Origin of the sequence: Methylobacterium trifolii, assembly GCF_022179685.1 — a bacterium.
Taxonomy (GTDB): Bacteria; Pseudomonadota; Alphaproteobacteria; order Rhizobiales; family Beijerinckiaceae; genus Methylobacterium; species Methylobacterium trifolii.
This window is the reverse complement of the sequence record NZ_BPRB01000058.1, coordinates 12,499-35,057: the sequence shown is the minus strand read 5'-3', so window position 1 is coordinate 35,057 and position 22,559 is coordinate 12,499. Positions and strand designations below refer to the sequence as shown.

Here is a 22,559-nt window from a genome sequence, read left to right as displayed (position 1 = left end):
AGGGTTGGGGTGAGGGCCCGGGTTTCTCCGGTGAGGTCGCATCCCTCACCCTGTCCCTCTCCCGCACGGGAGAGGGGACCCGCGCCTCCTCCGCCGGCCTCGCGAGAGGTGCGAATAGGGTAGCCCGCGGAGGGGAGAGGGGCGCGTCGTGGATGGAGGGGATCGCCATGGCCTACCGCCACGTCGTCGGCCCGCGCAGCTGGGCGTTCTCCGACCTGGCCGTGCTGATGGCCAAGGCGACGCCGATCCGCTCCGGCGACCGGCTCGCCGGCATCGCCGCGGAATCGGCCGAGGAGGGCTCGGCCGCCCGCTGGTGCCTCGCCGACGTGCCCCTCAAGGACATCCTCGCCCGGCCGCTGATCGCTTACGAGGCCGACGACGTCACCCGGCTGATCCTCGATACCCACGACACGAGGGCCTTCGCCGAGATCGCCCACCTCACCGTCGGCGACTTTCGCGAGTTTTTGCTCACGGCCTCGTCGGAAGCCTTGGCGCGCATCGCCCCGGCGGTAACGCCCGAGATCGCGGCGGCCGTGTCCAAGATCATGCGCAACCAGGACCTGATCCTGGTGGCCAGGAAGTGCCGGGTCGTCACGAAATTCCGCAACACCATCGGCCTGCCGGGCACGCTCGCCGTACGACTCCAGCCCAACCACCCCACCGACGACCCGGCCGGGATCACGGCGTCCATCCTCGACGGGCTGGCCTATGGCTGCGGCGATGCCGTCATCGGCATCAACCCGGCCTCCGATTCCGTGTCCGCGCTGGGCGGCCTCCTGCACCTCCTCGACGATCTGATCCGCCGCCACGACATCCCGACGCAGGCGTGCGTGCTCACCCACGTCACCACCACCCTGGAGGCGATGGAGCGGGGCCTGCCGGTGGACCTCGTGTTCCAGTCGGTGGCCGGTACGCAAGGGGCCAACGCCAGCTTCGGCGTGACGCTGGCCATCCTGAAGGAGGCGCACGAGGCCGCGCTCGCCCTGAAGCGCGGGCCGCTCGGCGACAACTGCATGTATTTCGAAACCGGGCAGGGCTCGGCGCTCTCGGCCGACGCCCATCACGGCATCGACCAGCAGACCCTGGAGGCCCGCGCCTACGCGGTGGCGCGGGCCTTCCGGCCGTTGCTGGTCAACACGGTGGTCGGCTTCATCGGCCCCGAATATCTCTACGACGGCAAGGAGATCATCCGCGCCGGGCTGGAGGACCATTTCTGCGGCAAGCTGATGGGCGTGCCCCTGGGCGTGGACGTCTGCTACACCAACCACGCCGAGGCCGACCAGGACGACATGGACACGCTCCTGACCCTTCTGGGTGCGGCCGGCTGCACCTACGTCATGGGCGTGCCCGGCGCCGACGACGTGATGCTCAACTACCAATCCACCTCGTTCCACGATTCCCTCTACGTCCGTGAGGTTCTGGGATTGAAGCGCGCACCCGAGTTCGAGGCCTGGCTGCATGCCATGGGCCTGACGGACGGGCAGGGCGTGCTCCTGCCGGGCGGCGGCGGCCCGCTGCTGACCTCGGCTCCGGAGCTTGCCGCGTGAGGGCGCCGCGATCCGGCCGGACCGTCGCGATTGGCTGGTGCGGAGCGGCAGCGTGACCGGCGCCGGAGACCCGGACGACATCTGGACCCGGCTGGCCAAGCTCACGCCCGCCCGGATCGGCCTCGGCCGGGCCGGCAGCGGCTTGCCGACGCGGGAGGTGCTGCGCTTCGGCCTCGCCCACGCCCAGGCGCGCGATGCCGTGCACACGCCGATGGATGCGCAGGCCGTCGCCGACGGCATCGGGGCGCTGGGGTTCGAGACGCTGACGGTCGTCTCGCAGGCGGCCGACCGCGCCGCCTACCTGCGCCGGCCCGATCACGGCCGCCGCCTCTCGGACGAAGGCCGCACGGTCCTGGAGGCGGCCGCGCCGCCCTCGGCCGACCTCGCCATCGTGGTCGCGGACGGGCTCTCGGCGCGGGCCGTGCACGAAGGGGCAGAACCGTTCCTCGCAGCCTTCCGGCCTCACGTCGCAAAGGCCGGCTGGAGCCTCGCGCCGGTGGTCGTGGCCGTTCAGGCGCGGGTGGCGCTCGGCGATGCCATCGGAGCGGCCCTGAAGGCCCGCGCGGTGGCGGTGCTGATCGGCGAGCGGCCCGGTCTGTCCTCGCCCGACAGCCTCGGCCTCTACCTCACCTTCGATCCGCGCCCCGGCCGGTCGGATGCCGAACGCAACTGCATCTCGAACGTGCGCCCGGCCGGGCTCGCCCACGACCTTGCGGCGTTCAAGCTGAACTGGCTGCTGACGCAGGCCTTCGCGCGGGGCCTCACCGGCGTCCGGCTGAAGGACGAGAGCGACCGGGCGCTCGCGGGGCCCGCCCGGGCGGAGACGTTGCCGGACGCCTGAGGGCTCCGGAGACCCGGCATCAGGGGCCCAAGCGTGGCTGTGGCGAGGTCGCAACACCGCGAAAGCATCCCAGGTTTGCCCCGAGACCCGCCCTCATCCGCCGCGATCCCGCCATAAACCGGGACCACCTCAGCATCCGCGGTAAACGGCAGTCTCTGCAACGATTTACCCATCGGTTACGAAGGATTCCAAGAGCGCGCGACCAGGCCCCGCGCGCATCGTCGGATGGCGATGCGCGATCCCTGTTCGCACCCTTGCGGGGCCCTTTCGCGGGACGAAGCAGGTCGAGGTCCGGGACAGGTCATGGACGCGCGTTTGAACGACAAGTCGAAGCTTCCGAGCCGTCACGTCACGGAAGGGCCGGACCGTGCCCCCCACCGCTCGTATCTCTACGCGATGGGCCTGACCAAGAAGCAGATCCACCAGCCGCTGGTCGGCGTGGCCTCGTGCTGGAACGAGGCCGCCCCCTGCAACATCTCGCTGATGCGCCAGGCCCAGGCCGTGAAGAAGGGCGTGGCCGCCGCCCACGGCACTCCGCGCGAGTTCTGTACCATCACCGTCACCGACGGCATCGCCATGGGGCATGCGGGCATGCGCGCCTCGCTGCCGTCGCGCGAGGTCATCGCCGATTCCGTCGAGCTGACCATGCGCGGCCACGCCTACGACGCCCTCGTGGGTCTTGCCGGCTGCGACAAGTCCCTGCCCGGCATGATGATGGCGATGGTGCGCCTCAACGTGCCCTCGATCTTCATCTACGGCGGCTCGATCCTGCCCGGCTCCTTCCGCGGCCGGCCGGTCACGGTGCAGGACCTGTTCGAGGCGGTCGGCAAGGTCGCGGTCGGCGACATGAGCCTCGAGGACCTCGACGAGCTGGAGCAGGTCGCCTGCCCCTCGGCCGGGGCCTGCGGCGCGCAGTTCACCGCCAACACCATGGCGACCGTCTCCGAGGCGATCGGCCTGGCGCTGCCCTACTCGGCCGGAGCGCCCGCCCCTTACGAGATCCGCGACCAGTTCTGCGCCACCGCCGGCGAGAAGGTGATGGAGCTGCTCGCCAAGGGCATCCGCCCGCGCGACATCGTCACCCGCAAGGCCCTGGAGAACGCGGCCACCGTGGTCGCCGCCTCGGGCGGCTCCACCAACGCGGCGCTCCACCTGCCGGCGATCGCCCACGAATGCGGCATCGCCTTCGACCTGTTCGACGTGGCCGAGATTTTTCGCCGCACGCCGTACATCGCCGACCTGAAGCCCGGTGGGCGCTACGTCGCCAAGGACATGTTCGAGGTCGGCGGCATCCCGATCCTGATGAAGACGCTGCTCGACCACGGCTTCATGCACGGGGACTGCATGACGGTCACCGGCCGCACCATCGCCGAGAACATGGAGCGCGTGCGCTGGAACCCGGACCAGGACGTGGTCCGCCCGGCCAACAGCCCGATCACGCCCACCGGCGGCGTCGTCGGCCTCAGGGGCAACCTCGCCCCAGAGGGCGCGATCGTGAAGGTCGCCGGCATGCCAGCCGAGAAGCAGGTGTTCACCGGCCCCGCCCGCGTCTTCGACGGCGAGGAAGCCTGCTTCGAGGCGGTGCAGAAGCGCACCTACAAGGAGGGCGACGTTCTGGTCATCCGCTACGAGGGCCCGAAGGGCGGCCCCGGGATGCGCGAGATGCTCTCGACCACGGCGGCGCTCTACGGCCAGGGCATGGGCGACAAGGTCGCGCTCATCACCGACGGCCGCTTCTCCGGCGCGACCCGCGGCTTCTGCGTCGGCCATGTCGGGCCCGAGGCGGCGATCGGCGGCCCGATCGGCCTGCTGCGCGACGGCGACATGATCACGCTCGACGCGATCGAGGGAACCCTCGACGTGGCGCTCTCGGACGCGGAGCTGGCCGAGCGCCGCAAGGCCTGGGAGCCGCGCACCAATTCCGCGACCTCCGGCTACCTCTGGAAGTACGCGCAGGGCGTCGGCCCGGCAGTGAACGGTGCCGTCACCCATCCGGGCGGCGCCAAGGAGACGCAGACCTATGCGGACGTCTAGGACTGACCTTAGCCGGGCCCCGCGCCCGGCCGGGGCCGATCCCTGTCGGCCTCTCCAGGGACGCCTGCATCGCGCCGTGTTCGGCGCAGCCGCGGCGGCGTTCCTGCTGCTCTCGGCCCCGGCGTCTCAGGCGCTCGACGCGAGCGTGCGCACGCCGGTGCCCGAGAAGGGCTACCGCTCGGCCAGGGACGCCCTGCGGGCGGGCGTGCGCGAGTACAATGCGGGCGACAAGGAAGGCGCCGCCCGCGCCCTCGAATACGCCGCCGGCCAGGGCCACGCCCTGGCCCTGTGGAAGCTCGGCCGCATGTACGCGGAAGGGGACGGCGTACCCCACGACGACCTCAAGGCGTTCGAGTTCTTCTCGCGCATCGCCGATTCATCGACCGACGACGGGCCGGAGGCGCAGACCTCCGCCGTGACGGCCAGCGCCTTCACGGCGCTCGGCGCCTACTTCCTCGACGGGATCAAGGGCACCTACGTGCGCCCGAACCCGGAGCGGGCCTACGACATGTTCAACTACGCGGCCTCGTATTTCGGCGACCCGAACGCGCAGTACAACCTCGCCCGGCTCTATCTCGACGGCAACGGCGTCGAGGCCGACGCGCGGCAGGCCGCGCGCTGGTTCAACCTCGCCGCGGAGAAGGGGCACCATTCGGCCCAGGCGCTGCTCGGCGACATCCTGGTCAACGGCATGGGTGGCGTGCCGGTGCAGCGGGTGCGCGGCCTGATGTGGCTCTCGCTCGCCCGCGAAGGCGTTCAGGGCAGCAAGGATTCCTGGATCGTCGCCCTCTACGAGAAGAACTGGGCGGGCGCCAACGAGGACGACCGGACCGAGGCGCAGACCCAGATGCAGACGGTCGGCTCGATCAAGCGGCGGCGCTGAGCGGGCCTCTCAGGCGGCGTGGCGTGCCCACAGGGCCACGCCCCAGCCGACGGCGACCCCCATCAGGGGAGCGACGATGAAGGCGACGATCTGGATGTCCGTCATGGACCCAGGCCCTTCGGCACGAGGCGAGCGGCGGCGTGTAGCGCCACGCTCGCACACAGGAAGATTGCGACGCCGAGCACCAGTGTCAACGCCGACAGGCCGCCCGCGGGTCCGGTCACGCCGAAGACCGCCGCCGCGAGCGGCGCGACGACGCCCGCCGTGAAGAGGCCGCCTGCCGCGGTGTTGAGGTCGTTCGCGGTCAGCTTGATCCGCTCGATCCGGACCGGACCCACGGCTTGTCCGGTCGTCCCTGTTCAGCCCTTGCGCGCGGCGCAGGCCTTCACGAAGGACGGCCGTGCCAGCGTCGCCTCGACGTAGGCGGCGAGCTTCGGCCAGCGGCCGGAATCGACCGAGCACTCCGCCAGGCGGAAGTTGTAGAAGCCCGTCGCGACCGAGATGTCGGCGATGCCGAAGGCGTCGCCGGCGAGGTACGGACCGGCGATCTCCCCTTCGAGGTAGTCGAACAGCGGCGGAAGGTCCTCGCCGAGCGCCTTGGCCACGGCGGCCGCGTCGCCGGGAACCTTGCGCATGGTCGGCTTCAGCACACGCTCGACGAAGGGCACCACCAGCTTGGCGAAGAGTTCCGTGTCGCCGAACTTGTCGAACCAGACCGCGCGGCCGGCAGCCTCGGGATCGCTCGGGATCAGGGCCGGGGCCGGGTGCCTGCGCTCGAGATAGAACAGGATGGCGGAAGAATCGGCGAGCTTGAACCCGTCCACGTCGATCGCCGGGATCTTGCCGAAGGGGCTCGCCGCCTGGAACGCCTGATCGGGATCGTGGAACATGCAGGGCGTGTGGTCGTAGGCGACGCCCTTCTCATGGAGGGCGACCAGAACCTTGCGGACGAACGGCGAGTAGCCGGTGCCGTAGACGATCATGCGTGTCGTTTCCTTCGTGGCGGGGGCGCCTCGTAGCACGGAACCGGCGACGCTTCTCAATCGGCCAGCGCGATCGTCACCGGCACGTGGTCGGAGGGCTTCTCCAGGGCGCGCAGGTGCCGCTGGACCGAGGCCGAGACCAGGCGGTCGGCGGCCTGGGGGGAGAGCAGGAGGTGATCGATGCGGATGCCCTGGTTCCGGGGCCAGCAGCCGGCCTGGTAGTCCCAGAAGGTGTAGAGGCCGTTCCGCGGGTCGCAGGCGCGCAGCGCGTCGGTGTAGCCCTCGGCGAGCAGGGTGCGGTAGGCCGCGCGGGTCTGAGGCAGGAACAGGGCGTCCTGGCGCCACGCCTCTGGGTCGGCCGCATCCTCGGGCTCGGGGATCACGTTGTAGTCGCCGGCCAGCACCACCGGAACCTCGTCCGCCAGGAGGGCGCGGGCGTGGCGCCGCAGCCGCTCCAGGAAGGCGAGCTTGTAGGGGTACTTCTCGCTGGCCACCGGATTACCGTTGGGCAGGTAGATCGAAGCCACCCGCACGGGCGCGCAATCCTCGCCTCCGACCACGGCCTCGATGTAGCGGGCCTGCACGTCGTCGGCGTCGCCCGGCAGGCCGCGCCGCACCGCGGACAGGGCGAGCGGCGCCCGTACCAGCAGGGCGACGCCATTATAGGCCTTCTGCCCCTGCGTCTCGACGGCGTAGCCCGCCGCCTCGATCTCGGCCCGCGGGAATGCGTCGTCCTGGCACTTCAGTTCCTGAAGGCAGACCACGTCGGGCTTGGCCTCGTCGAGGAAGGCGAGCAGGTGCCCGACCCGCTGCTTGATCGAGTTGACGTTCCAGGTGGTGATCCGCATCGATCCAGTTCCGACGGCCGGCGGCGCCCGTCATCGGGCCTTCGCGCGGGCGTGGCAAGGGCGCGGAAAGTCGGAGTTCGGCAGAGGCGCGGGGATGGCGTTGGACTGGTTCGAGCCCATCCGCGCCTATTGCGAGCGGGGCGGTCCCGGTTTCTGGGCCGAACCCCTGAACGCCGTCTCGAACGCCGCCTTTCTCGTTGCTGCCGGCCTCGCGGTTGTCCGCGAGCGGACGTCGCCCGCGCGCGATCCCGCCTGCCTGGGGCTCGCGGCCCTCACGGGCCTCGTCGGCCTCGGCTCGTTCCTGTTCCACACCCTGGCCGTGCGCTGGACGATGCTGGCAGACGTGGTGCCGATCGCCCTGTTCATCCACGCCTATTTCTTCCTCGCCCTGCACCGTTTCCTCGGCCTCGGCCGGGCGGGGGCGGCACTGGCAACCCTGGCTTTCGCCGCCTTCGGGTTCGGACTCGGACCGGCCATCGAAGCCGTCACCGGCCGCCCGTCGACGGAGTTCGCCAACGGCTCGGTCGAGTACCTGCCCGCCGCACTGGCTCTCGCCGGGGTCGCGGGCGCCCTCCTGGCCCGGCGGGATCGTCCGGCGCGCCGCGCGGCGGGACTGCGCCTGGCCGCGATCGCCGGGCTCTTCCTCCTGTCCCTGGCGTTCCGGACCTTCGACCGTGCGGCGTGCGCCGCCTACCCCCTCGGCACGCACGCCCTCTGGCACCTCCTCAACGCGGGCGTGCTCTACGGCCTGATCGCGACCGCCCTGCGCGACCGGACGCGCGCGGGCAGGGCCTGAGGCGCACGGCCGTTCCTTGCGGCGTCCAGGGAATCGTTGCAGAAGTGCCCGCCGCAGCCGGCGCGGCCCACGAACAGCGATGCACGCCCGCCGAACCCGAGCGATCGGCCGCGGCGCTCCGGCCACGGAAGGATTCATGACTCAGAGCCTCCGCCTCGGCGTCGCCGGCCTCGGCACCGTCGGTGCCTCCGTCGTCCGCATGGTGGGCCGCCGCGCCGAGGCGCTGGCCGCCGCCACCGGGCGCGACATCCGCGTCACCGCCGTCTCCTCCCGCGACCGTGGCCGCGACCGCGGCCTCGACCTTTCCGCCGTGCAATGGTTCGACGATCCGGTCGAACTGGCGCGCGCGCCCGACATCGACTGCGTGGTCGAACTGATCGGCGGCTCTGACGGGCCGGCCAAGGCCGTGGTCGAGGCGGCGCTCTCGGCCGGCAAGCACGTCGTCACCGCCAACAAGGCGCTTCTCGCCCATCACGGCGCGGCCCTGGCGCGGCTCGCCGAGGGCAACGGCGTCGCCCTGGCCTTCGAGGCGTCGGTGGCCGGCGGCATCCCCGTCATCAAGGCGATCCGCGAGGGCCTGCCCGGCAACGCGGTCAGCCGCGTCTACGGAATCCTCAACGGCACCTGCAACTACATCCTGACGCGGATGGAGCGCGAGGGCCTGACCTTCGAGGCCTGCCTCAAGGACGCGCAGGCGCTGGGCTACGCCGAGGCCGACCCGACCTTCGACGTGGAGGGCTTCGACACCGCCCACAAGCTCGCGATCCTGACGAGCCTCGCCTTCGGCACCGTGGTCGACGCCGAAGGCGTCTCCGTCGAGGGCATCTCCGGCGTCCAGCCTCTGGACCTGAAGATGGCCGACGAACTCGGCTACCGCATCAAGCTGCTGGGCGTCGCCCAACTGGCCGAGGGCGGCATCGAGCAGCGCGTCCACCCGACCATGGTGCCGAAATCCTCGGCCATCGCCCAGGTGATGGGCGTGACCAATGCCGTGACGGTCGATGCGGACGCGGTCGGCGAACTCACCCTGATCGGTCCCGGCGCGGGCGGCGAGGCCACCGCCTCCGCGGTGGTCGCCGACATCGCCGACGTGGCCTGCGGGCTGGTGCGCCCCGGCTTCGGGCGGCCGAGCGCGCAGCTCCGCCCCGCCTCCCGCGTCGAGATGCAGCGCCACGAGGGCGGCTACTACATCCGCCTCACCGTGCACGACCGGCCCGGCGTCGCCGCCGGCGTGGCGACGCGGATGGCCGAGCGCGAGATCTCGATCGAGAGCATCCTCCAGCGCCGGACCGAGAGCGCGGCGACGAACGACCCGCGCGGACGCTCCGGCCGGCCGGTGCCGCTGGTGCTGATCACCTACGCGGCCACCGAGGGGAACATCCGCTCGGCGCTGGACGCCATCGCTGCGGACGGTCTGCTCGCAGAATCGCCGCAGTTGATTCGCATCGAGCGGGAATAGGCCCGGGGTTTTCCGCGCACGGACCTGAAAATAGCTGCTCACGACCGCAAAAACGGTCCACCCAGCTTGTTTCGGGCAGGCGCCGGCTCCCCTAGGCTGTAGATGACGGGCATCGGGGACGAACCGCGAGCCCGACGAGGTCGAGGAAACGATGGCTGAGGCGCTCACACAGGGCTCGCGCGTTGTCGCGCGCACGCTCGCCCTCGAACTTGCGCGCGTGACGGAGCGCGCGGCCATCGCCGCCGCCGGCCTGCGCGGGCAGGGCAACGAGAAGGAGGCCGACCAGGCCGCCGTCGATGCCATGCGTGCCGAACTCAACAGCCTGCCCATCGACGGGATCGTGGTGATCGGCGAGGGCGAGCGCGACGAGGCGCCGATGCTGTTCATCGGCGAGCGCCTCGGCAGCGGCGAAGGCCCGTCCGTGGACCTCGCCGTCGATCCGCTGGAAGGCACGACGCTCTGCGCCAAGGACATGCCGGGCGCCATCGCGGTGATGGCGATGGCCGAGCGCGGCAGCCTGCTCGCGGCGCCGGACGTCTACATGCAGAAGATCGCCATCGGCCCCGGCTACCCGGACGGTCTGATCGACCTCGACGCGAGCCCCGCCGACAACATCGCGGCACTCGCCCGCGCCAAGGGCGTGGCACCGGCCCAGATCACCGCGATCATCCTCGACCGGCCGCGCCACGCCGCGCTGGTGGCGGCGGTGCGCGCCACGGGCGCGGCCGTGCGCCTGATCTCCGACGGTGACATCGCCGGCATCATCTTCACCACGAGCCCGGAGGAGACCGGCATCGACCTCTATCTCGGCACCGGTGCGGCGCCGGAAGGCGTGATTGCGGCAGGCGCGCTCCGCTGCACCGGCGGCCAGATGCAGGCGCGGCTGATCCTCGACAGCGCGGACAAGCGCCGCCGGGCCGAGGGCATGGGCATCACCGATCCGAACCGGAAATACGGCCTCGCCGACCTCGCCCGCGGCGACGTGATCGTCGCGGCCACCGGCGTCACGGACGGGGCGCTGTTGCGTGGCGTGCGCTTCAAGCCGGGGGTGATCGAGACCGAGACGGTGGTCTACCGCTCGGCCACCGGCACCGTCCGCCGCATCCTGGGCGAACATCGCCGGCCGGCCGCCTTCGGGGACTGACCGGCCGGCGATCGAGGGACCGGCGCCGCGAAGGAGCCGGTCCGAGACTCCCAAAAAATCAGTTCAGGACGACGACCTTGGCGCCGACGCTGACGCGGCTGAACAGGTCGATGGCGTCCTGATTGATCATCCGGATGCAGCCCGACGAGACGCTCTTGCCGATCGATTCCGGCTCGGTCGTGCCGTGGATGCGGTAGAGCGTGTCCTTGTTGCCCTGCCACAGGTACATGGCGCGGGCGCCGAGCGGGTTGCGGCTGCCGCCCGGCACGCCCACGCCGCTCTGGAGCTTCGAGACCTGGCCGGCGAGGTCCGGCCGGCGGGCGATCATCTCCTTGGGCGGATACCAGTCGGGCCATGCCTGCTTCGAGTTGACCGTCGAGATGCCGGACCAGGAGAAGCCCTGCTTGCCGACGCCGACGCCGTAGCGCCGGGCGCGGCCGTTGGGCTGCACCAGGGTGAGCTGGTGGGCGCGCGGGTCGATCACGATCGTGCCGGGCTCGTAGGAGCCGGTATAGGCGATCTCCTGGCGCAGGTAGGCCGGGTTCGTCTTCTTGTAGTTGAAGGCCGGTACCGGGAACGGGTCGTCGGCGATCGGGGCGTAGGCGCGGGCGTAATCGATCGGGCCGTCGTCGGCCGGCCGCTCGACGGCGGCCTTCATCGCCGGGTTCACGGCCGGTCCCGGCTGGCCCGGCACCGTCTCGGCCTCCGGCGCCTCCACCGGAGGCCGCTCGGCACTGCGGCGCAGGGCCGGAGCGCCGGGGCGGTCGGGGACCGGGCGGCCGCCCTCGACGCGGCCGGCATAGGGCTCGTAGCGGCCGCCGCGGCGGCGGTAGAGGGCGCCGTTCTGGTCCTGGTAGAGCCGGTCGTCGTCGTAGCCGCCATAGCCGTCGATGGCATCGGACGGCGGCGGGGCACCGCGCTGGGCATGGCCGGGAGCGGTCGCGGCGAGGAGCGCGAGGCCCGCCGTCGAGCCGATGAGCAGGGTGCGGCGCATGAAGTCGGACATGGTTTTCGAGACGTCCCTGTCAATCGCGGCCGCCTTCGTCGGGAGAGAGCGGCCGGCTCGACCGGCTTGCACAGCAAGGCCAAGCTCGTGTCCCGCAGGGTTTAGCAAGATCGCGGGGCCGGCGTCACCCGCAACCCCGCTTCCGATCGTCCCGGCGGGGCCGCGAAAGCGCGTGATCTTCGCGAGCGTCGATTTCATGCAACGCTTTATGTGACTTCACCCGGCCTGGACTTGCCCGTCCGTGTCCGGACCAAGCAGGAGCCGGCGCCTGCGGCTCGCGGCGAAATGATCGCACGGCAGGGCCACCAAGCGGATTCTACCGCCCGGGCATTCACCCAAACCGAGGATTACGGACAGAACTGCGAGAATCTCATGCCGGCCCGTTGCGTCGGGCTCCGCCGCGGAGGAAGGACGGCGGATCGGCCTCCTCGAACCCGGATTTCTCCCGTGGCGCTCCCGTTCCCCGCCCGCGCGGCCTGCCTCGCCCTGGCGCTGGCCTGCCTGGTCGGAACCTTGGCCGGAACCCCGGCAGAGGCACGCCGCTCCGCGTCGGCTCCGAGGCCGGCGGAGGCGGAGGCCGAGCCGGCCGGGGCCTGGACCGCGGGCGTCGCGCAGGCGCCGACCTGCAGCCGCACGCGGCGCAAGCTCTGGCAGGCCGACGAGGGCTGGGTCGTCAAGACGATCAGCACCTGCCGCTAGCACGCTCCCCGCCGGGTCGGAGATCGCTGCGGCGGCGCCGGTGGCTTAGCGCCGGCGCCGGGCAACCGGAAATGGGAGTCGGCCCGATTCGTGGGCATGGCTGCCTCCCTGCACGGCAGCCGTTCGAGATTGTCCGGAGCGATGTCCCGCCTCGTGCCGCGGTCCGGGACGGCACCGCGCGCATCCGTGATCTGGCACGCTTGCTGCATCGCACACGCCGTCGCTTCCCATGCGGCACGCGGGGCAACGGCGCTCCGCAAAGCGGACGGTGTGTGTCCGGTCCCCCCGGCATGAGCGGTCGCCCTCGCGCGCCGCCGACTCGAGACGAGCACCCACGATGGCGAGCTTCAAGACCGTGATGAAGTCGGGTCATCCCCCGACGTTGTTCTCCGCCTTCCTCTATTTCGATTTCTGCTTCGCCATCTGGGTGCTCAACGGCGCCATGGGCCCGTTCATCACCGAGACCTACAAGCTCACCCCGGCCCAGACCGGCTTCATGATCTCCCTGCCGATCCTGGCCGGCGCGATCATGCGCTTCCCGCTGGGCGTGCTGGCCCAGTACATCGGCCGCAAGAACGCCGCGATCACCGAGATGAGCGTCATCATGCTCGCGATGGCCTACGGCTTCTTCTTCGTGTCGAGCTACGACGACGTGCTGGCCATGGGCGTGCTGCTCGGCATCGCCGGCGCCTCCTTCGGCGTGGCCCTCTCCCTCGGCTCGGGCTGGTTCCCGCCGGAGCACAAGGGTCTGGCGATGGGCATCGCGGGCGCCGGCAATTCGGGCACCGTGCTCGCCGTGCTGTTCGCGCCGCCGCTCGCCCAGGCCTATGGCTGGCAGACGGTCTACGGCTTCGCCGGCCTGGTCATGGCGATCCCGCTGGTCGTGATGATCGTCCTCGCCAAGGAGCCGCCGGACCTGGAGCACCAGTCCTTCAAGGACCACGTCTCCTGCCTGTTCACCAAGGACGGCTGGGCCTTCTCGCTGATCTACATCATCACCTTCGGCGGCTTCATCGGCCTGTCGAACTTCCTGCCGACCTTCTTCTACGAGCAGTTCGCCGTGACCAAGGTCGAGGCCGGGCGCCTGACCATGCTGGCCGCCCTGATGGGCTCCGGCATCCGCATCGTCGGCGGCTACTTCGCCGACCGCATGGGCGGAATCCTGGTCCTCTCCGTGGTGCTGATGGCGGCCATCGGTTCGTTCCTGGCCCTGACCGCGGCGCCCTCGCTCGTGCTCACCACCATGCTGTTCATGCTGTGCTTCGCGGCGCTCGGCGCCGGCAACGGGGCGCTGTTCCAGCTCGTGCCCCTGCGCTGGCCCACGAACACCGCGGTGGCCGGCTCGATGATCGGCGAGGTCGGAGCGCTGGGCGGGGCGATCCTGCCGAACGTGATGGGCCTGTCCAAGCAGTATACCGGCTCCTTCGCCACCGGCTTCGTCGGCTACGCGGTATTCGCGGCGATCGTGCTCGGCTGCCTGTTCCTGTTCCAGCGCAAGTGGGTCGGCACCTGGGTCGGCCCGCGCGGCAAGGTGCTGGAGACTCCCGCCGGCCGGCCGATGCCCAGCGGCGGCATGGAGCCTGCCGGGATCTGACACCGACCGCGGGCGGCCTCGTCCGCCCGCGGGACAGACCGAATGGCCGGGATGCCGGCCGGCGCGCGAACGGGAGCCACGGGCTCCCGTTTTGCGTTCACGACCCCGGGCCGGCAGGGCGCACGGATTCAATTCACGGTGGTGCCGTTGCGCGCCGTCCTTCGGAGACGCTATTGGATATCGCATGCAAAAAGCCGATCGGGCCGCCTAGGCGGACCTGACGGGCTGCGGATCGCCGGGCAACGGCGGCCGCGCGCGAGGAACGCCCGAGGACGCCGCCCATGATCAAGCGCCTGAGCGCCACGAACAGCGTGCTGTTCCTGCTCTGCCTGATGTACTTCATCACCTATCTCGACCGGGTGAACATCGCCACCGCGGGCGCCGTGATCATCCAGGATCTCGGCATGTCGAACACCCAGTTCGGCCTGATCCTCTCGGCCTTCGCCTACCCGTACGCCATCTTCCAGGTGATCGGCGGCTCGGTCGGAGACCGCTTCGGGGCCCGGCGCACGCTCCTGGTCTGCGGGCTGATCTGGGCCTCGGCGACCATCCTCACGGGGTTCGTGGGCGGCCTCGTCAGCCTGTTCCTGGCCCGCGTGCTGCTCGGCTTCGGCGAGGGCGCGACCTTCCCCACCGCCACCCGCGCCATGCAGAACTGGACGGCGCCCGGCCGACGCGGCTTCGCTCAGGGCATCACCCACGCCTTCGCGCGGCTCGGCAACGCGGTGGCGCCACCCATCGTCGCCTTCCTGATCTACCATTTCGGCTGGCGCTCCAGCTTCGTGATCCTGGGCGCGATCAGCTTCGTCTGGGTCGTAATCTGGTACGCCTACTTCCGCGACGACCCCTCCGACCACAAGGCCATCACGCAAGCCGAACTCGACGCCCTGCCGCCGCCGCGCAAGGTCGGGGCGAAGCAGTCGGTGCCGTGGGGGGCGCTGACCCGGCGCATCCTGCCGGTGACGGTCACCTATTTCTGCTACGGCTGGACCCTGTGGCTGTTCCTCGGCTGGCTGCCGAGCTTCTTCAAGCAGAGCTACGGCCTCGATTTGAAGAATTCGGCCCTGTTCGCCTCGGGCGTGTTCTTCGCGGGCGTGGTCGGCGACACGCTCGGCGGCGTGCTCAGCGACGGGATTCTGAAACGCACCGGCAGCATCAAGCTGGCGCGCCTCTCGATCATCGTCGTCGGATTCCTCGGGGCCGCCGCGAGCCTGACGGGGGTGTTCTTCACCAAGGACCTCACCGCGGTGGCCCTGCTCCTCAGCTCCGGCTTCTTCTTCGCCGAACTGGTGATCGGGCCGATCTGGTCCGTGCCCATGGACATCGCGCCCCAATACGCCGGCACCGCGAGCGGGCTGATGAACACCGGCTCGGCGATCGCGGCCATCGTCTCCCCGATCGTGTTCGGCCTCGTCGTCGACATGACCGGGGACTGGACGTTGCCCTTCGCCGGCTCGATCGGCCTCTGCCTGCTCGGCGCGGCGCTGGCCTTCACCATGCATCCCGAGCGCCCCTTCATGGAGGCTCCGGAGCCGAGCGCCATGATCCCGCCGGCCGCGGCAGCGCCCGTGCGCTGAGACGGGGGCAGCGATGACGGGAACATCGGAGAGGACGGGGCCGCTCGTCGGCGTCAGGGTGGTGGAACTCGCCCACATCATGGCCGGCCCGGTCTGCGGCCTGATGCTCGGCGACATGGGCGCCGACGTGATCAAGGTCGAGAAGATCGACGGCGGCGACGACACCCGCCGTTCGATCCCGCCGGCGCTCGAAGGCGAGAGCGCGGCCTACATGATGATGAACCGGGGCAAGCGCGGCATCAGTCTCGACCTCAAGAGCGCGGCCGGCAAGGACGTGCTGCGCCGGCTTCTCGCGGACGCCGACATCCTGATCGAGAACTACCGCGCCGGCACGATGGAGCGGCTGGGCCTCGGTTACGAGACCCTGCGGAAGGATTTTCCCGCGCTGGTCTATTGCTCGCTGTCGGGTTTCGGCCGCACCGGCCCCTATGCCGAGCGGGCGGGCTTCGATCTGGTGGCGCAGGGCATGAGCGGCCTGATGAGCGTCACCGGCGAGGGGCCGGGGCGGCCGCCGATGAAGTGCGGGCCGCCGGTCACGGACATCACCGCCGGCATCCTCGCGGCGATGGGGGTGCTCGCCGCCTACACCCACCGGCTCAAGACGGGGGAGGGGCAGGCGGTGGACACGTCCCTGTTCGAGGCCGGGATCATCCAGACCTATTGGCAATCGGCCATCGCCATGGCCACCGGCACCGCGCCGGGCCCGATGGGCTCGGCCCATCCCCTCAATGCGCCCTACGAGGCGTTCGAGACGGCGGATGGCTGGATCACCATCGGGGCGGCCAACCAGACCAACTGGCTGCGGCTGCTCACCGTCCTCGGCGCCGAGGACCTCGCGGCCGACCCCCGCTTCGCGCAGAACCGCGACCGCATGGCCAACCGCCTGCACCTCGCTGCCGCCCTGGCACCGCATTTCCGCGGCGCCTCCTCGCAGGACTGGCTCGCGCGGCTGGAGGCGGGCGGCGTCCCGGCCGGGCCGGTGCTCGACGTCAACGCCATGCACCGCGACCCGCAGACCCTGGCCCGCGAGATGGTCGTCCAGGTCGACCATTCCCGCGCCGGGCGGATGGCGACGCTGGGCCTGCCGGTGAAGTTCTCCGCCACGCCGGGCCGGGTGCACGGGCCGGCGCCCCTGCTCGGCGAGCACAGCCGCGCCATCCTGCGCGCGGCGGGCTACGATGAACCTGCCATCGACGGCTTGATCGCGGCGGGCACCGTGGGCGAGACGGTGGCCTGACCCTCACGAACCTTCCGAAGGCGCGCCGATGACCCAGACAGCTCCGACCGACGAACTCCTGTTCACCACGGACGAGGCCGGGATCAGCCGTCTCGTGCTCAACCGGCCGCAGGCCCGCAACGCGCTGACCTTCGCCATGTACCAGGGCCTCGTCGATGCCTGCGAGCGCATCGCGCAGGACCCCTCGGTCAAGGCGCTGGTCATCACCGGGGCGGGGGACAAGGCGTTCGCGGCCGGCACCGACATCGCCCAGTTCCGCAGCTTCGAGACCCCCGAGGACGCGCTCGGCTACGAGCGTTTCATGGACCGGGTGCTCGGCAGCCTGGAGCGCCTGCGCGTGCCGACCATCGCGGCGATCGCCGGGGCCTGCACGGGGGGCGGGGCGGCGATCGCGGCCGCCTGCGACCTGCGGGTCGCGACCCGCGACGCGCGCTTCGGCTTCCCGATCGCGCGCACCCTGGGCAATTGCCTGTCGCAGGGCAACCTCAAGCGACTCTCGGACCTGATCGGCCCGGCCCGCGTCAAGGATATCCTCTTCACCGCCCGCCTCGTCGGGGCGGAGGAGGCGCTGGCCATCGGCCTCGTCGGCGAGGTCGTGGCGGACGCCGCCGCCCTCCAGGACCGGGTGGCGGCGCTCGCGACCCTGCTCGCCGGCCACGCGCCGCTGACCATGCAGGCCACCAAGGAGGGCCTGCGGCGCCTCGCCGAAGCCGAAGCGGTCGCCGAGGGCGCGCCGCATCCGGGCGATGACCTGATCCTGATGTGCTACATGAGCCGGGATTTTCGCGAGGGCATGGAAGCGTTCCTGGGCAAGCGGGCGCCGGACTGGGAGGGGCGCTGAGGCAAGGTCGGACGCGTGCTTCGGGTGCACTAAGTGCTGTCTTCTTTCGGTTCGTCGTGCCGACCGACATAGACCGCGGCACCGATCGAATGCCGCCTCGCACGCTTCCCTCCCCCCTTTGCCTACGGTCTACACAGGTTTTACAATTTAGTCTGGGAGGCCTGTCATAGCGCGCGTCCCTCTCCCGCAGAGGGGGGAGGGCAGCGCGCGAGCCAGGATTGGCTCAGGATCGCAGTCAGTCAAAACCCGTGTACCCCGTAGTCCCTTTGCGGGAGAGGGTGGCACTCGGCTCACGCGAGGGTCGGGAGAGGGGAGCGCTGTATCCGGACGCGTCGCTCCGCTCTCCCGACTTAGCTCTCGGGCCACCCTCTCCCGCAAAGGGGCGAGGGAAGAACCCACGCCAGCTCCCTTGGGCATATCCGCGAAAAGACCCCGGTCTGCCCGCGCTACCGCGTGGACGGCAGCAGCAGGTCCGGCAGCCAGAGGGCGATGCCCGGCACGAGGCAGAGCACCAGGATCGCCACCGCCATCAGGATGACGAAGGGGATCGTTCCCCAGATGATGTCGCCCAAGGGGATGTCGGGGGCGATGTTCTTGATGACGAAGATGTTGAGGCCCACGGGCGGGTGGATCAGGCCCATCTCCATGGTGATCGTCATCACCACCCCGAACCAGACGAGGTCGAAGCCCGCCGTCTTGAGGGGCGGCAGGATGATCGGCGCCGTCATCAGGATGATCGAGACCGGCGGCAGGAAGAAGCCCAGCCCGATCACCAGGGCGAGGATCGTCACCAGCAGCACCCAGGGGGAGAGCTGCATCGCCACGATGCCGGCCGCAGCCGACTGCGAGATGTGCAGGTAACTCATCACGTAGGCGTAGAGCAGCGACATGCCGATGATCAGCATCAGCATGGTCGATTCGCGCAAAGTCGCCGTGAGGATCGGGCTGACGTCCTTCGGGCGCCAGACGCCGTAGATGACGGCGATCAGCCCGAGCGCCAGGAGGCCGCCGAGGCCGGCCGTCTCCGAGGGCGTGGCGTAGCCGCCGTAGAGGGCCACCATCACGCCGGTGAGCAGCACGACGAAGGGCAGCACCCGCGGCAGCGTCGAGAAGCGCTGGCGCATGCTGTAGCTGTCGTCGGCCAGGATCGGCGAGGTCGTGCCGTCGCGCTCGAAGGCGGCCTTGGCGGAGGCGTATTCCGCACGGAAGCGGAAGACGGCCCAGGAGGCGAACAGCCCCACCAGCAGCAGCCCCGGCCCGATCCCGGCCAGGAACAGCCGGCCCAGCGACTGCTCGGCGGCCACCGCGTAGAGGATCATGGTGATGGAGGGCGGCAGCAGTATGCCGAGCGTGCCGCCGGCCGCGATGATCCCGGCCGCGAAGCCCGGCGAGTAGCCGCGCTTGCGCATCTCCGGGATGCCGGCCGAGCCGATGGCCGAGCAGGTGGCCGGGCTCGACCCCGCCATGGCGGCAAACAGCGCGCAGGCGAAGACGTTGGCGATGCCCAAGCCCCCGGGGATGCGGTGCATCCAGGCATGCATCGCCGAGTAGAGGTCCTGGCCGGCGCGAGAACGCCCGATCGCCGCGCCCTTCAGGATGAAGAGCGGGATCGAGAGCAGGGTGATCGAGGCCATCTCCTCGTAGACGTTCTGCGCCACCGTATCGAGGGAGGCGGCGGGCATGAACGCGTACATGAAGGCCAGGGCGACGAAGCCCAGCGCGAAGGCGATGGGGATGCCGGCCAGCATCGCGCCGAGCGTCGCACCCGCATAGAGGAAGCCGATCGCGGCGGTGCTCATTGCGGAGATCCCGTCCCGGTGTGTGCGTTCTCGGCGTGGCCCGGCTCCACGAGCGGCACGTCGGACCTGTTCGTGTTGAGGTCGGCACCCAGGCCGACTTTCGGCTTGGCCCAGCCGGCGCTGCCGGGCCCGTAGGCCAGCGCCTCGGCGATCTGGAGGGCGAATTGCAGGCAGAGCAGGCTCATGCCCGCCGCCATCAGGGTATAGGGAATCCACAGGGGCGGCCCCCAGGTCGATTGGGAGACCTGCCCGTCGACCCAGGCCTCGTGGTCCAGGGACCAGCTCTTCCAGGCGAAGAAGATGCAGAAGACGAGGCTGATCACGTCCGCCGTCAGCAGCCGCGCCCGGTTGACGGCCGGCGACAGCAGCCCGGTCAGGGCCTCGATCGCCACGTGGCCGCGCTTGGCCTGCACGGCTGCGGCCGAGAAGAAGGTGGCGCCCACGATCAGGAACACCGCCATCTCGTCCTGCCACTCGGTCGGCTCCTTGAGCAGGTAGCGCACCACGACGCTGTAGCTCAGGACGAGGCAGGCACCGACGAGCGCCGCGCCGCCGAGCAGCATGATCACGCCGTTGAAGCCTCGCAGCGCCCGATCGAGCACGCCGAGGACGCCCGGAACGCGGGGCGCCTCGGCGCCCTTCGTCTCGGCGCTGGCGGAGGCCGCGTCGAAGGCATGGCTCACGCGACCTGCTCCGCGAGCTTGAGGAGTTCGGCGCAGTTGGCGTTCTTGGCGGCGTAGTCCTTCCACGCGGTGTCGCGGGCGATGTCGCGCCACTTGCCCAGCGTCGCCTCGTCGAGGGTCGAGACCTTGGCGCCGGCCTTGCCGAACACCTCCTCGACGCGGGTGTCGTCGGCCTTGGCGCCGGCCTGCCCGAAGGATTCGAGTTCGGCGCCCACCGTCATGATCAGGTCCTGCTGGTCCTTGGGCAGGCCCGAGAACACGATCTTGGACATCATGATCGGCTCCAGCATGAACCAGTAGGAGCGCTCGCGGCCCGAGGTCAGGGACTTGGAGAGCTCCTCCAGGCGGAAGGAGATCAGGCTGGTGGAGGAGGTGATGACGGCATCGCACGCGCCCGTCTGCATCGCGGCGTAGGATTCGTTCGAGGGGATCGACAGGGTGGCCGCGCCCGCCTGCTTCATCATCATGTCCATCTCGCGGGAGCCGCCGCGGACCTTCATGCCCTTGGCGTCCTCGGGCACCACCAGGGGGCGCTCGCGGCTCGCGACCCCGCCGGCCTGCCAGACCCAGGAGACGAGGACGATGCCCTTGGCATCGAAGATCTCGGCGAGCTTCCTGCCCACCGGTGCCGTCTTCCAGGCCAGCCCCTGCGCGTAGGAGGTGACGAGCGCCGGCATCAGGCCGATATTCGTCTCCGGCACCTCGCCCCCCGCATAGGGGCTCGGGTAGAGCGACATGTCGAGGGCGCCCTTGCGCATGGCGCCGAACTGCGCGTTCGTCTTCATCAGGGAGGAGCCGGGATAGACCTGGACCTCCATGGCGCCCTTCGAGCGCTCCGCGATCGCGGCCGCGAACTTCCGGCACATCCGATCGCGGAAGTCGCCCTCGTCGATCGTGCCGCCGGGGAACTGGTGGGACAGCTTCAGGGTGGTGGCGGCCTGGGCGGCGCCGAGCCCGAACCTCAGGACGACCGGGGCGGCGAGCCCTGCGGACAGCAGCGTGCGGCGTGTCGGCGTCATGGCGTTCTCCCGCGCCGCACAAGCGACGGCTGGTTGTTGTTGCGACGCACACGGTATTCTTGTTGCGTCTTTGTTTATCGAGAAAAGGCCGCCTTGTATATTTTGTCAACGCCCGTGCATAATCTCGATGAGGGATCGGAACCGTCCGGGAGGCGTGCGGCATGAGCCAGGCCCAACGCCTGCGGCAGACGATTGAGGACGAGATCGTGGCCGGCCGGATCGCGGTCGGCGCCCGCCTGGACGAGACGCAGCTGGCCGCCCGCTTCGGCGTCTCGCGCACGCCGATCCGCGAGGCGCTGCTGCAACTGGCCGTCACCGGGCTGGTGGAAACCAAGCCCCGCAAAGGCACGATCGTGAGCGCGCCGGAGCCGCAGCACCTGCTGGCGATGTTCGAGACGATGGCGGAGATCGAGGCGTCCTGCGGGCGCTTCGCGGCCCGGCGCCTGGTGCCCGACGACGAGGCGGCCCTCAGGGCGGCGCTCTCCGCCTGCGAGGCGGCTGCGGGGGCCGGCGACGCGGAGGGCTACTACGCGGAGAACTACGTCTTCCACGCCGTCGTCTACCGCGCCTGCCGCAACGCCTTCCTCAGCGAGCAGGCCCGGCTGCTGAGCCGGCGGCTCGCGCCCTACCGCCGGCTCCAGCTTCGCGCCCGCCACCGGCTCGGGCAGTCCCTGGCCGAGCACGAGGGCATCGTCGCGGCCATCCTCGCCGGCGACGACGTGCGCGCGTCCGAGCGCCTGCGCGCCCACGTCGTGGTGCAGGGCGACCGCTTCGCCGACCTGATGGCGGGCCTGCGCTCGCTCAGCGACGCCGCCTGAAACCGAACCCTACGCCTGCGCACCCGCCTCGCCGAAGTTGGCGGCGATCACGGTCTTCTTGCCGCGGATGTGCTCGCGCATCAGCAGCGAGAGGGCGGTGCCGTCGCGGGCCCGCAGCAGCACGATCATCCGGTCGTGCTCGGAGACGGCCCGCGCCCATTGTTCGGGGGTCTGGTGGGCGGAGTAGCGCGAGCGCTGGATGCGGCCCGACAGGCTGACGTAGATGCTCGACAGGATGGGGTTGCGCGCTTCCGCCATGATCGCCTGATGGATGCGGCGGTTGCGGCTGAAATACTCGACCTCGTCGCCGGCCTTCCAGGCCGCGACCATGACGTCGTGGTCCGCCTCGATCGCATCGATCTCGGCGTCCGCGATGCCGCGGCAGGCGAGGTCGGCCGCGGTGGCCTCTAGCCCGGCGATCACCTCCAGCATGTCCTCGATCTCCTGCTCGGAGATGCTGGCGACGCGCGCGCCGCGGTTCGGCAGCAGTTCGAGCAGCCCCTCGGTCGCCAGGATCTTGATCGCCTCGCGCAAGGGGGTGCGCGAGATGCCGAAACGCTCGGTGAGTTCACCCTCGTTGACCCGGGCGCGGGGCTCCATCTCCCCCGACTCGATGAGGTCGCGCATCCGGTCGGCGACCTCGTCGTGCAGGTAACGCCGGCTGATGCCGAGGCCGGGTTCGATCTTGTTCATCTGCGCGGGATGCGATCACGTGAGGTGTCGAGGCCATTCTACGTTATGCGCCGTGCAA

General features: G+C 70.5%; 21 protein-coding genes. 13 read left to right on the top strand and 8 right to left on the bottom strand.

Translation table 11 applies throughout. The annotated features are described in order from the left end of the window. The first annotated feature begins 167 nt into the window (after positions 1–167). The 4 genes from COGEMETH_RS05400 to COGEMETH_RS05385 all read left to right on the top strand — a co-directional run bounded on the left by COGEMETH_RS05400 (position 168) and on the right by COGEMETH_RS05385 (position 5,305). Positions 168–1,547: an ethanolamine ammonia-lyase subunit EutB gene (locus COGEMETH_RS05400; RefSeq protein ID WP_238181584.1), complete on the top strand. Its 1,380-nt coding sequence runs from the start codon at positions 168–170 to the stop codon at positions 1,545–1,547. A 52-nt stretch (positions 1,548–1,599) separates the two neighbouring features. Beyond that, positions 1,600–2,388, top strand: coding sequence for an ethanolamine ammonia-lyase subunit EutC (gene eutC / locus COGEMETH_RS05395; RefSeq protein ID WP_238181582.1), 789 nt, complete (start codon positions 1,600–1,602; stop codon positions 2,386–2,388). 303 nt (positions 2,389–2,691) lie between these two features. Beyond that, a complete protein-coding gene (gene ilvD / locus COGEMETH_RS05390; protein WP_238181581.1) occupies positions 2,692–4,422 on the top strand; it encodes a dihydroxy-acid dehydratase in 1,731 nt (576 codons plus the stop codon). Further along, complete coding sequence (locus tag COGEMETH_RS05385) at positions 4,409–5,305, top strand: tetratricopeptide repeat protein (protein ID WP_238181580.1); 897 nt, start codon at positions 4,409–4,411, stop codon at positions 5,303–5,305. The genes ilvD and COGEMETH_RS05385 overlap by 14 nt, the downstream gene beginning before the upstream one ends. Before the next feature lie 101 nt (positions 5,306–5,406). Here the strand turns inward: COGEMETH_RS05385 and COGEMETH_RS05380 are convergent, their stop codons facing one another. The 3 genes from COGEMETH_RS05380 to xth are packed head-to-tail and all read right to left on the bottom strand — an operon-like array spanning position 5,407 to position 7,136. Next, a complete protein-coding gene (locus COGEMETH_RS05380; protein WP_238181579.1) occupies positions 5,407–5,643 on the bottom strand; it encodes a hypothetical protein in 237 nt (78 codons plus the stop codon). A gap of 21 nt (positions 5,644–5,664) precedes the next feature. Beyond that, the gene (locus COGEMETH_RS05375; protein ID WP_238181578.1) at positions 5,665–6,288 is read right to left on the bottom strand and encodes a glutathione S-transferase family protein; all 624 of its coding nucleotides are present in this window, start codon (positions 6,286–6,288) and stop codon (positions 5,665–5,667) included. Positions 6,289–6,344: 56 nt separating this feature from the next. Continuing rightward, positions 6,345–7,136: an exodeoxyribonuclease III gene (gene xth / locus COGEMETH_RS05370; RefSeq protein ID WP_238181577.1), complete on the bottom strand. Its 792-nt coding sequence runs from the start codon at positions 7,134–7,136 to the stop codon at positions 6,345–6,347. A 94-nt stretch (positions 7,137–7,230) separates the two neighbouring features. Here xth and COGEMETH_RS05365 point away from each other — a divergent pair, with 94 nt between their 5' ends. The 3 genes from COGEMETH_RS05365 (at position 7,231) to glpX (ending at position 10,535) form a co-directional block, all read left to right on the top strand. Then, positions 7,231–7,932: a ceramidase domain-containing protein gene (locus COGEMETH_RS05365; RefSeq protein WP_238181576.1), complete on the top strand. Its 702-nt coding sequence runs from the start codon at positions 7,231–7,233 to the stop codon at positions 7,930–7,932. 136 nt (positions 7,933–8,068) lie between these two features. Continuing rightward, positions 8,069–9,391 carry a homoserine dehydrogenase gene (locus COGEMETH_RS05360; RefSeq protein WP_238181575.1) on the top strand — a complete coding sequence of 441 codons (1,323 nt, stop codon included), beginning with the start codon at positions 8,069–8,071 and terminating at the stop codon, positions 9,389–9,391. Between the two features lie 151 nt (positions 9,392–9,542). Next, positions 9,543–10,535 carry a class II fructose-bisphosphatase gene (gene glpX, locus COGEMETH_RS05355; protein WP_238181574.1) on the top strand — a complete coding sequence of 331 codons (993 nt, stop codon included), beginning with the start codon at positions 9,543–9,545 and terminating at the stop codon, positions 10,533–10,535. Between the two features lie 58 nt (positions 10,536–10,593). Here the strand turns inward: glpX and COGEMETH_RS05350 are convergent, their stop codons facing one another. Next, complete coding sequence (locus tag COGEMETH_RS05350; RefSeq protein WP_238181573.1) at positions 10,594–11,541, bottom strand: L,D-transpeptidase family protein; 948 nt, start codon at positions 11,539–11,541, stop codon at positions 10,594–10,596. Between the two features lie 447 nt (positions 11,542–11,988). On the opposite strand from COGEMETH_RS05350, the gene COGEMETH_RS05345 reads away from it, so the two are divergent. The 5 genes from COGEMETH_RS05345 (at position 11,989) to COGEMETH_RS05325 (ending at position 17,489) form a co-directional block, all read left to right on the top strand. Continuing rightward, a complete protein-coding gene (locus COGEMETH_RS05345) occupies positions 11,989–12,240 on the top strand; it encodes a hypothetical protein (protein ID WP_238181572.1) in 252 nt (83 codons plus the stop codon). A gap of 337 nt (positions 12,241–12,577) precedes the next feature. Then, the gene (locus tag COGEMETH_RS05340) at positions 12,578–13,834 is read left to right on the top strand and encodes an MFS transporter (protein ID WP_238181571.1); all 1,257 of its coding nucleotides are present in this window, start codon (positions 12,578–12,580) and stop codon (positions 13,832–13,834) included. A gap of 281 nt (positions 13,835–14,115) precedes the next feature. Next, positions 14,116–15,411: an MFS transporter gene (locus COGEMETH_RS05335; RefSeq protein ID WP_238181570.1), complete on the top strand. Its 1,296-nt coding sequence runs from the start codon at positions 14,116–14,118 to the stop codon at positions 15,409–15,411. Positions 15,412–15,424: 13 nt separating this feature from the next. Next, positions 15,425–16,648, top strand: coding sequence for a CaiB/BaiF CoA transferase family protein (locus COGEMETH_RS05330; protein WP_238181569.1), 1,224 nt, complete (start codon positions 15,425–15,427; stop codon positions 16,646–16,648). Between the two features lie 28 nt (positions 16,649–16,676). Beyond that, positions 16,677–17,489 (top strand): enoyl-CoA hydratase/isomerase family protein, encoded by an 813-nt coding sequence (locus tag COGEMETH_RS05325; RefSeq protein WP_238181568.1) that lies wholly within the window; start codon positions 16,677–16,679, stop codon positions 17,487–17,489. A gap of 446 nt (positions 17,490–17,935) precedes the next feature. On the opposite strand, the gene COGEMETH_RS05320 is transcribed toward COGEMETH_RS05325, so the two are convergent. From COGEMETH_RS05320 to dctP, 3 genes are read right to left on the bottom strand one after another with little or no spacing between them, the layout of a single operon-like run. Next, positions 17,936–19,288, bottom strand: a complete 1,353-nt coding sequence (locus tag COGEMETH_RS05320; protein WP_238181567.1) for a TRAP transporter large permease — start codon at positions 19,286–19,288, stop codon at positions 17,936–17,938. Then, a complete protein-coding gene (locus tag COGEMETH_RS05315; RefSeq protein WP_238181566.1) occupies positions 19,285–19,971 on the bottom strand; it encodes a TRAP transporter small permease in 687 nt (228 codons plus the stop codon). Before COGEMETH_RS05315 ends, COGEMETH_RS05320 begins: the two co-directional genes overlap by 4 nt. Beyond that, positions 19,968–20,990 (bottom strand): TRAP transporter substrate-binding protein DctP, encoded by a 1,023-nt coding sequence (gene dctP, locus COGEMETH_RS05310; protein WP_238181565.1) that lies wholly within the window; start codon positions 20,988–20,990, stop codon positions 19,968–19,970. Before dctP ends, COGEMETH_RS05315 begins: the two co-directional genes overlap by 4 nt. Before the next feature lie 161 nt (positions 20,991–21,151). Between dctP and COGEMETH_RS05305 the strand changes: the two genes are divergently transcribed. Then, positions 21,152–21,808, top strand: coding sequence for a GntR family transcriptional regulator (locus COGEMETH_RS05305; protein WP_238181564.1), 657 nt, complete (start codon positions 21,152–21,154; stop codon positions 21,806–21,808). A gap of 9 nt (positions 21,809–21,817) precedes the next feature. Here COGEMETH_RS05305 and COGEMETH_RS05300 read toward each other — a convergent pair whose 3' ends face one another. Next, positions 21,818–22,501, bottom strand: a complete 684-nt coding sequence (locus tag COGEMETH_RS05300) for a GntR family transcriptional regulator (protein ID WP_238181563.1) — start codon at positions 22,499–22,501, stop codon at positions 21,818–21,820. Between the last annotated feature and the right edge of the window lie 58 nt (positions 22,502–22,559).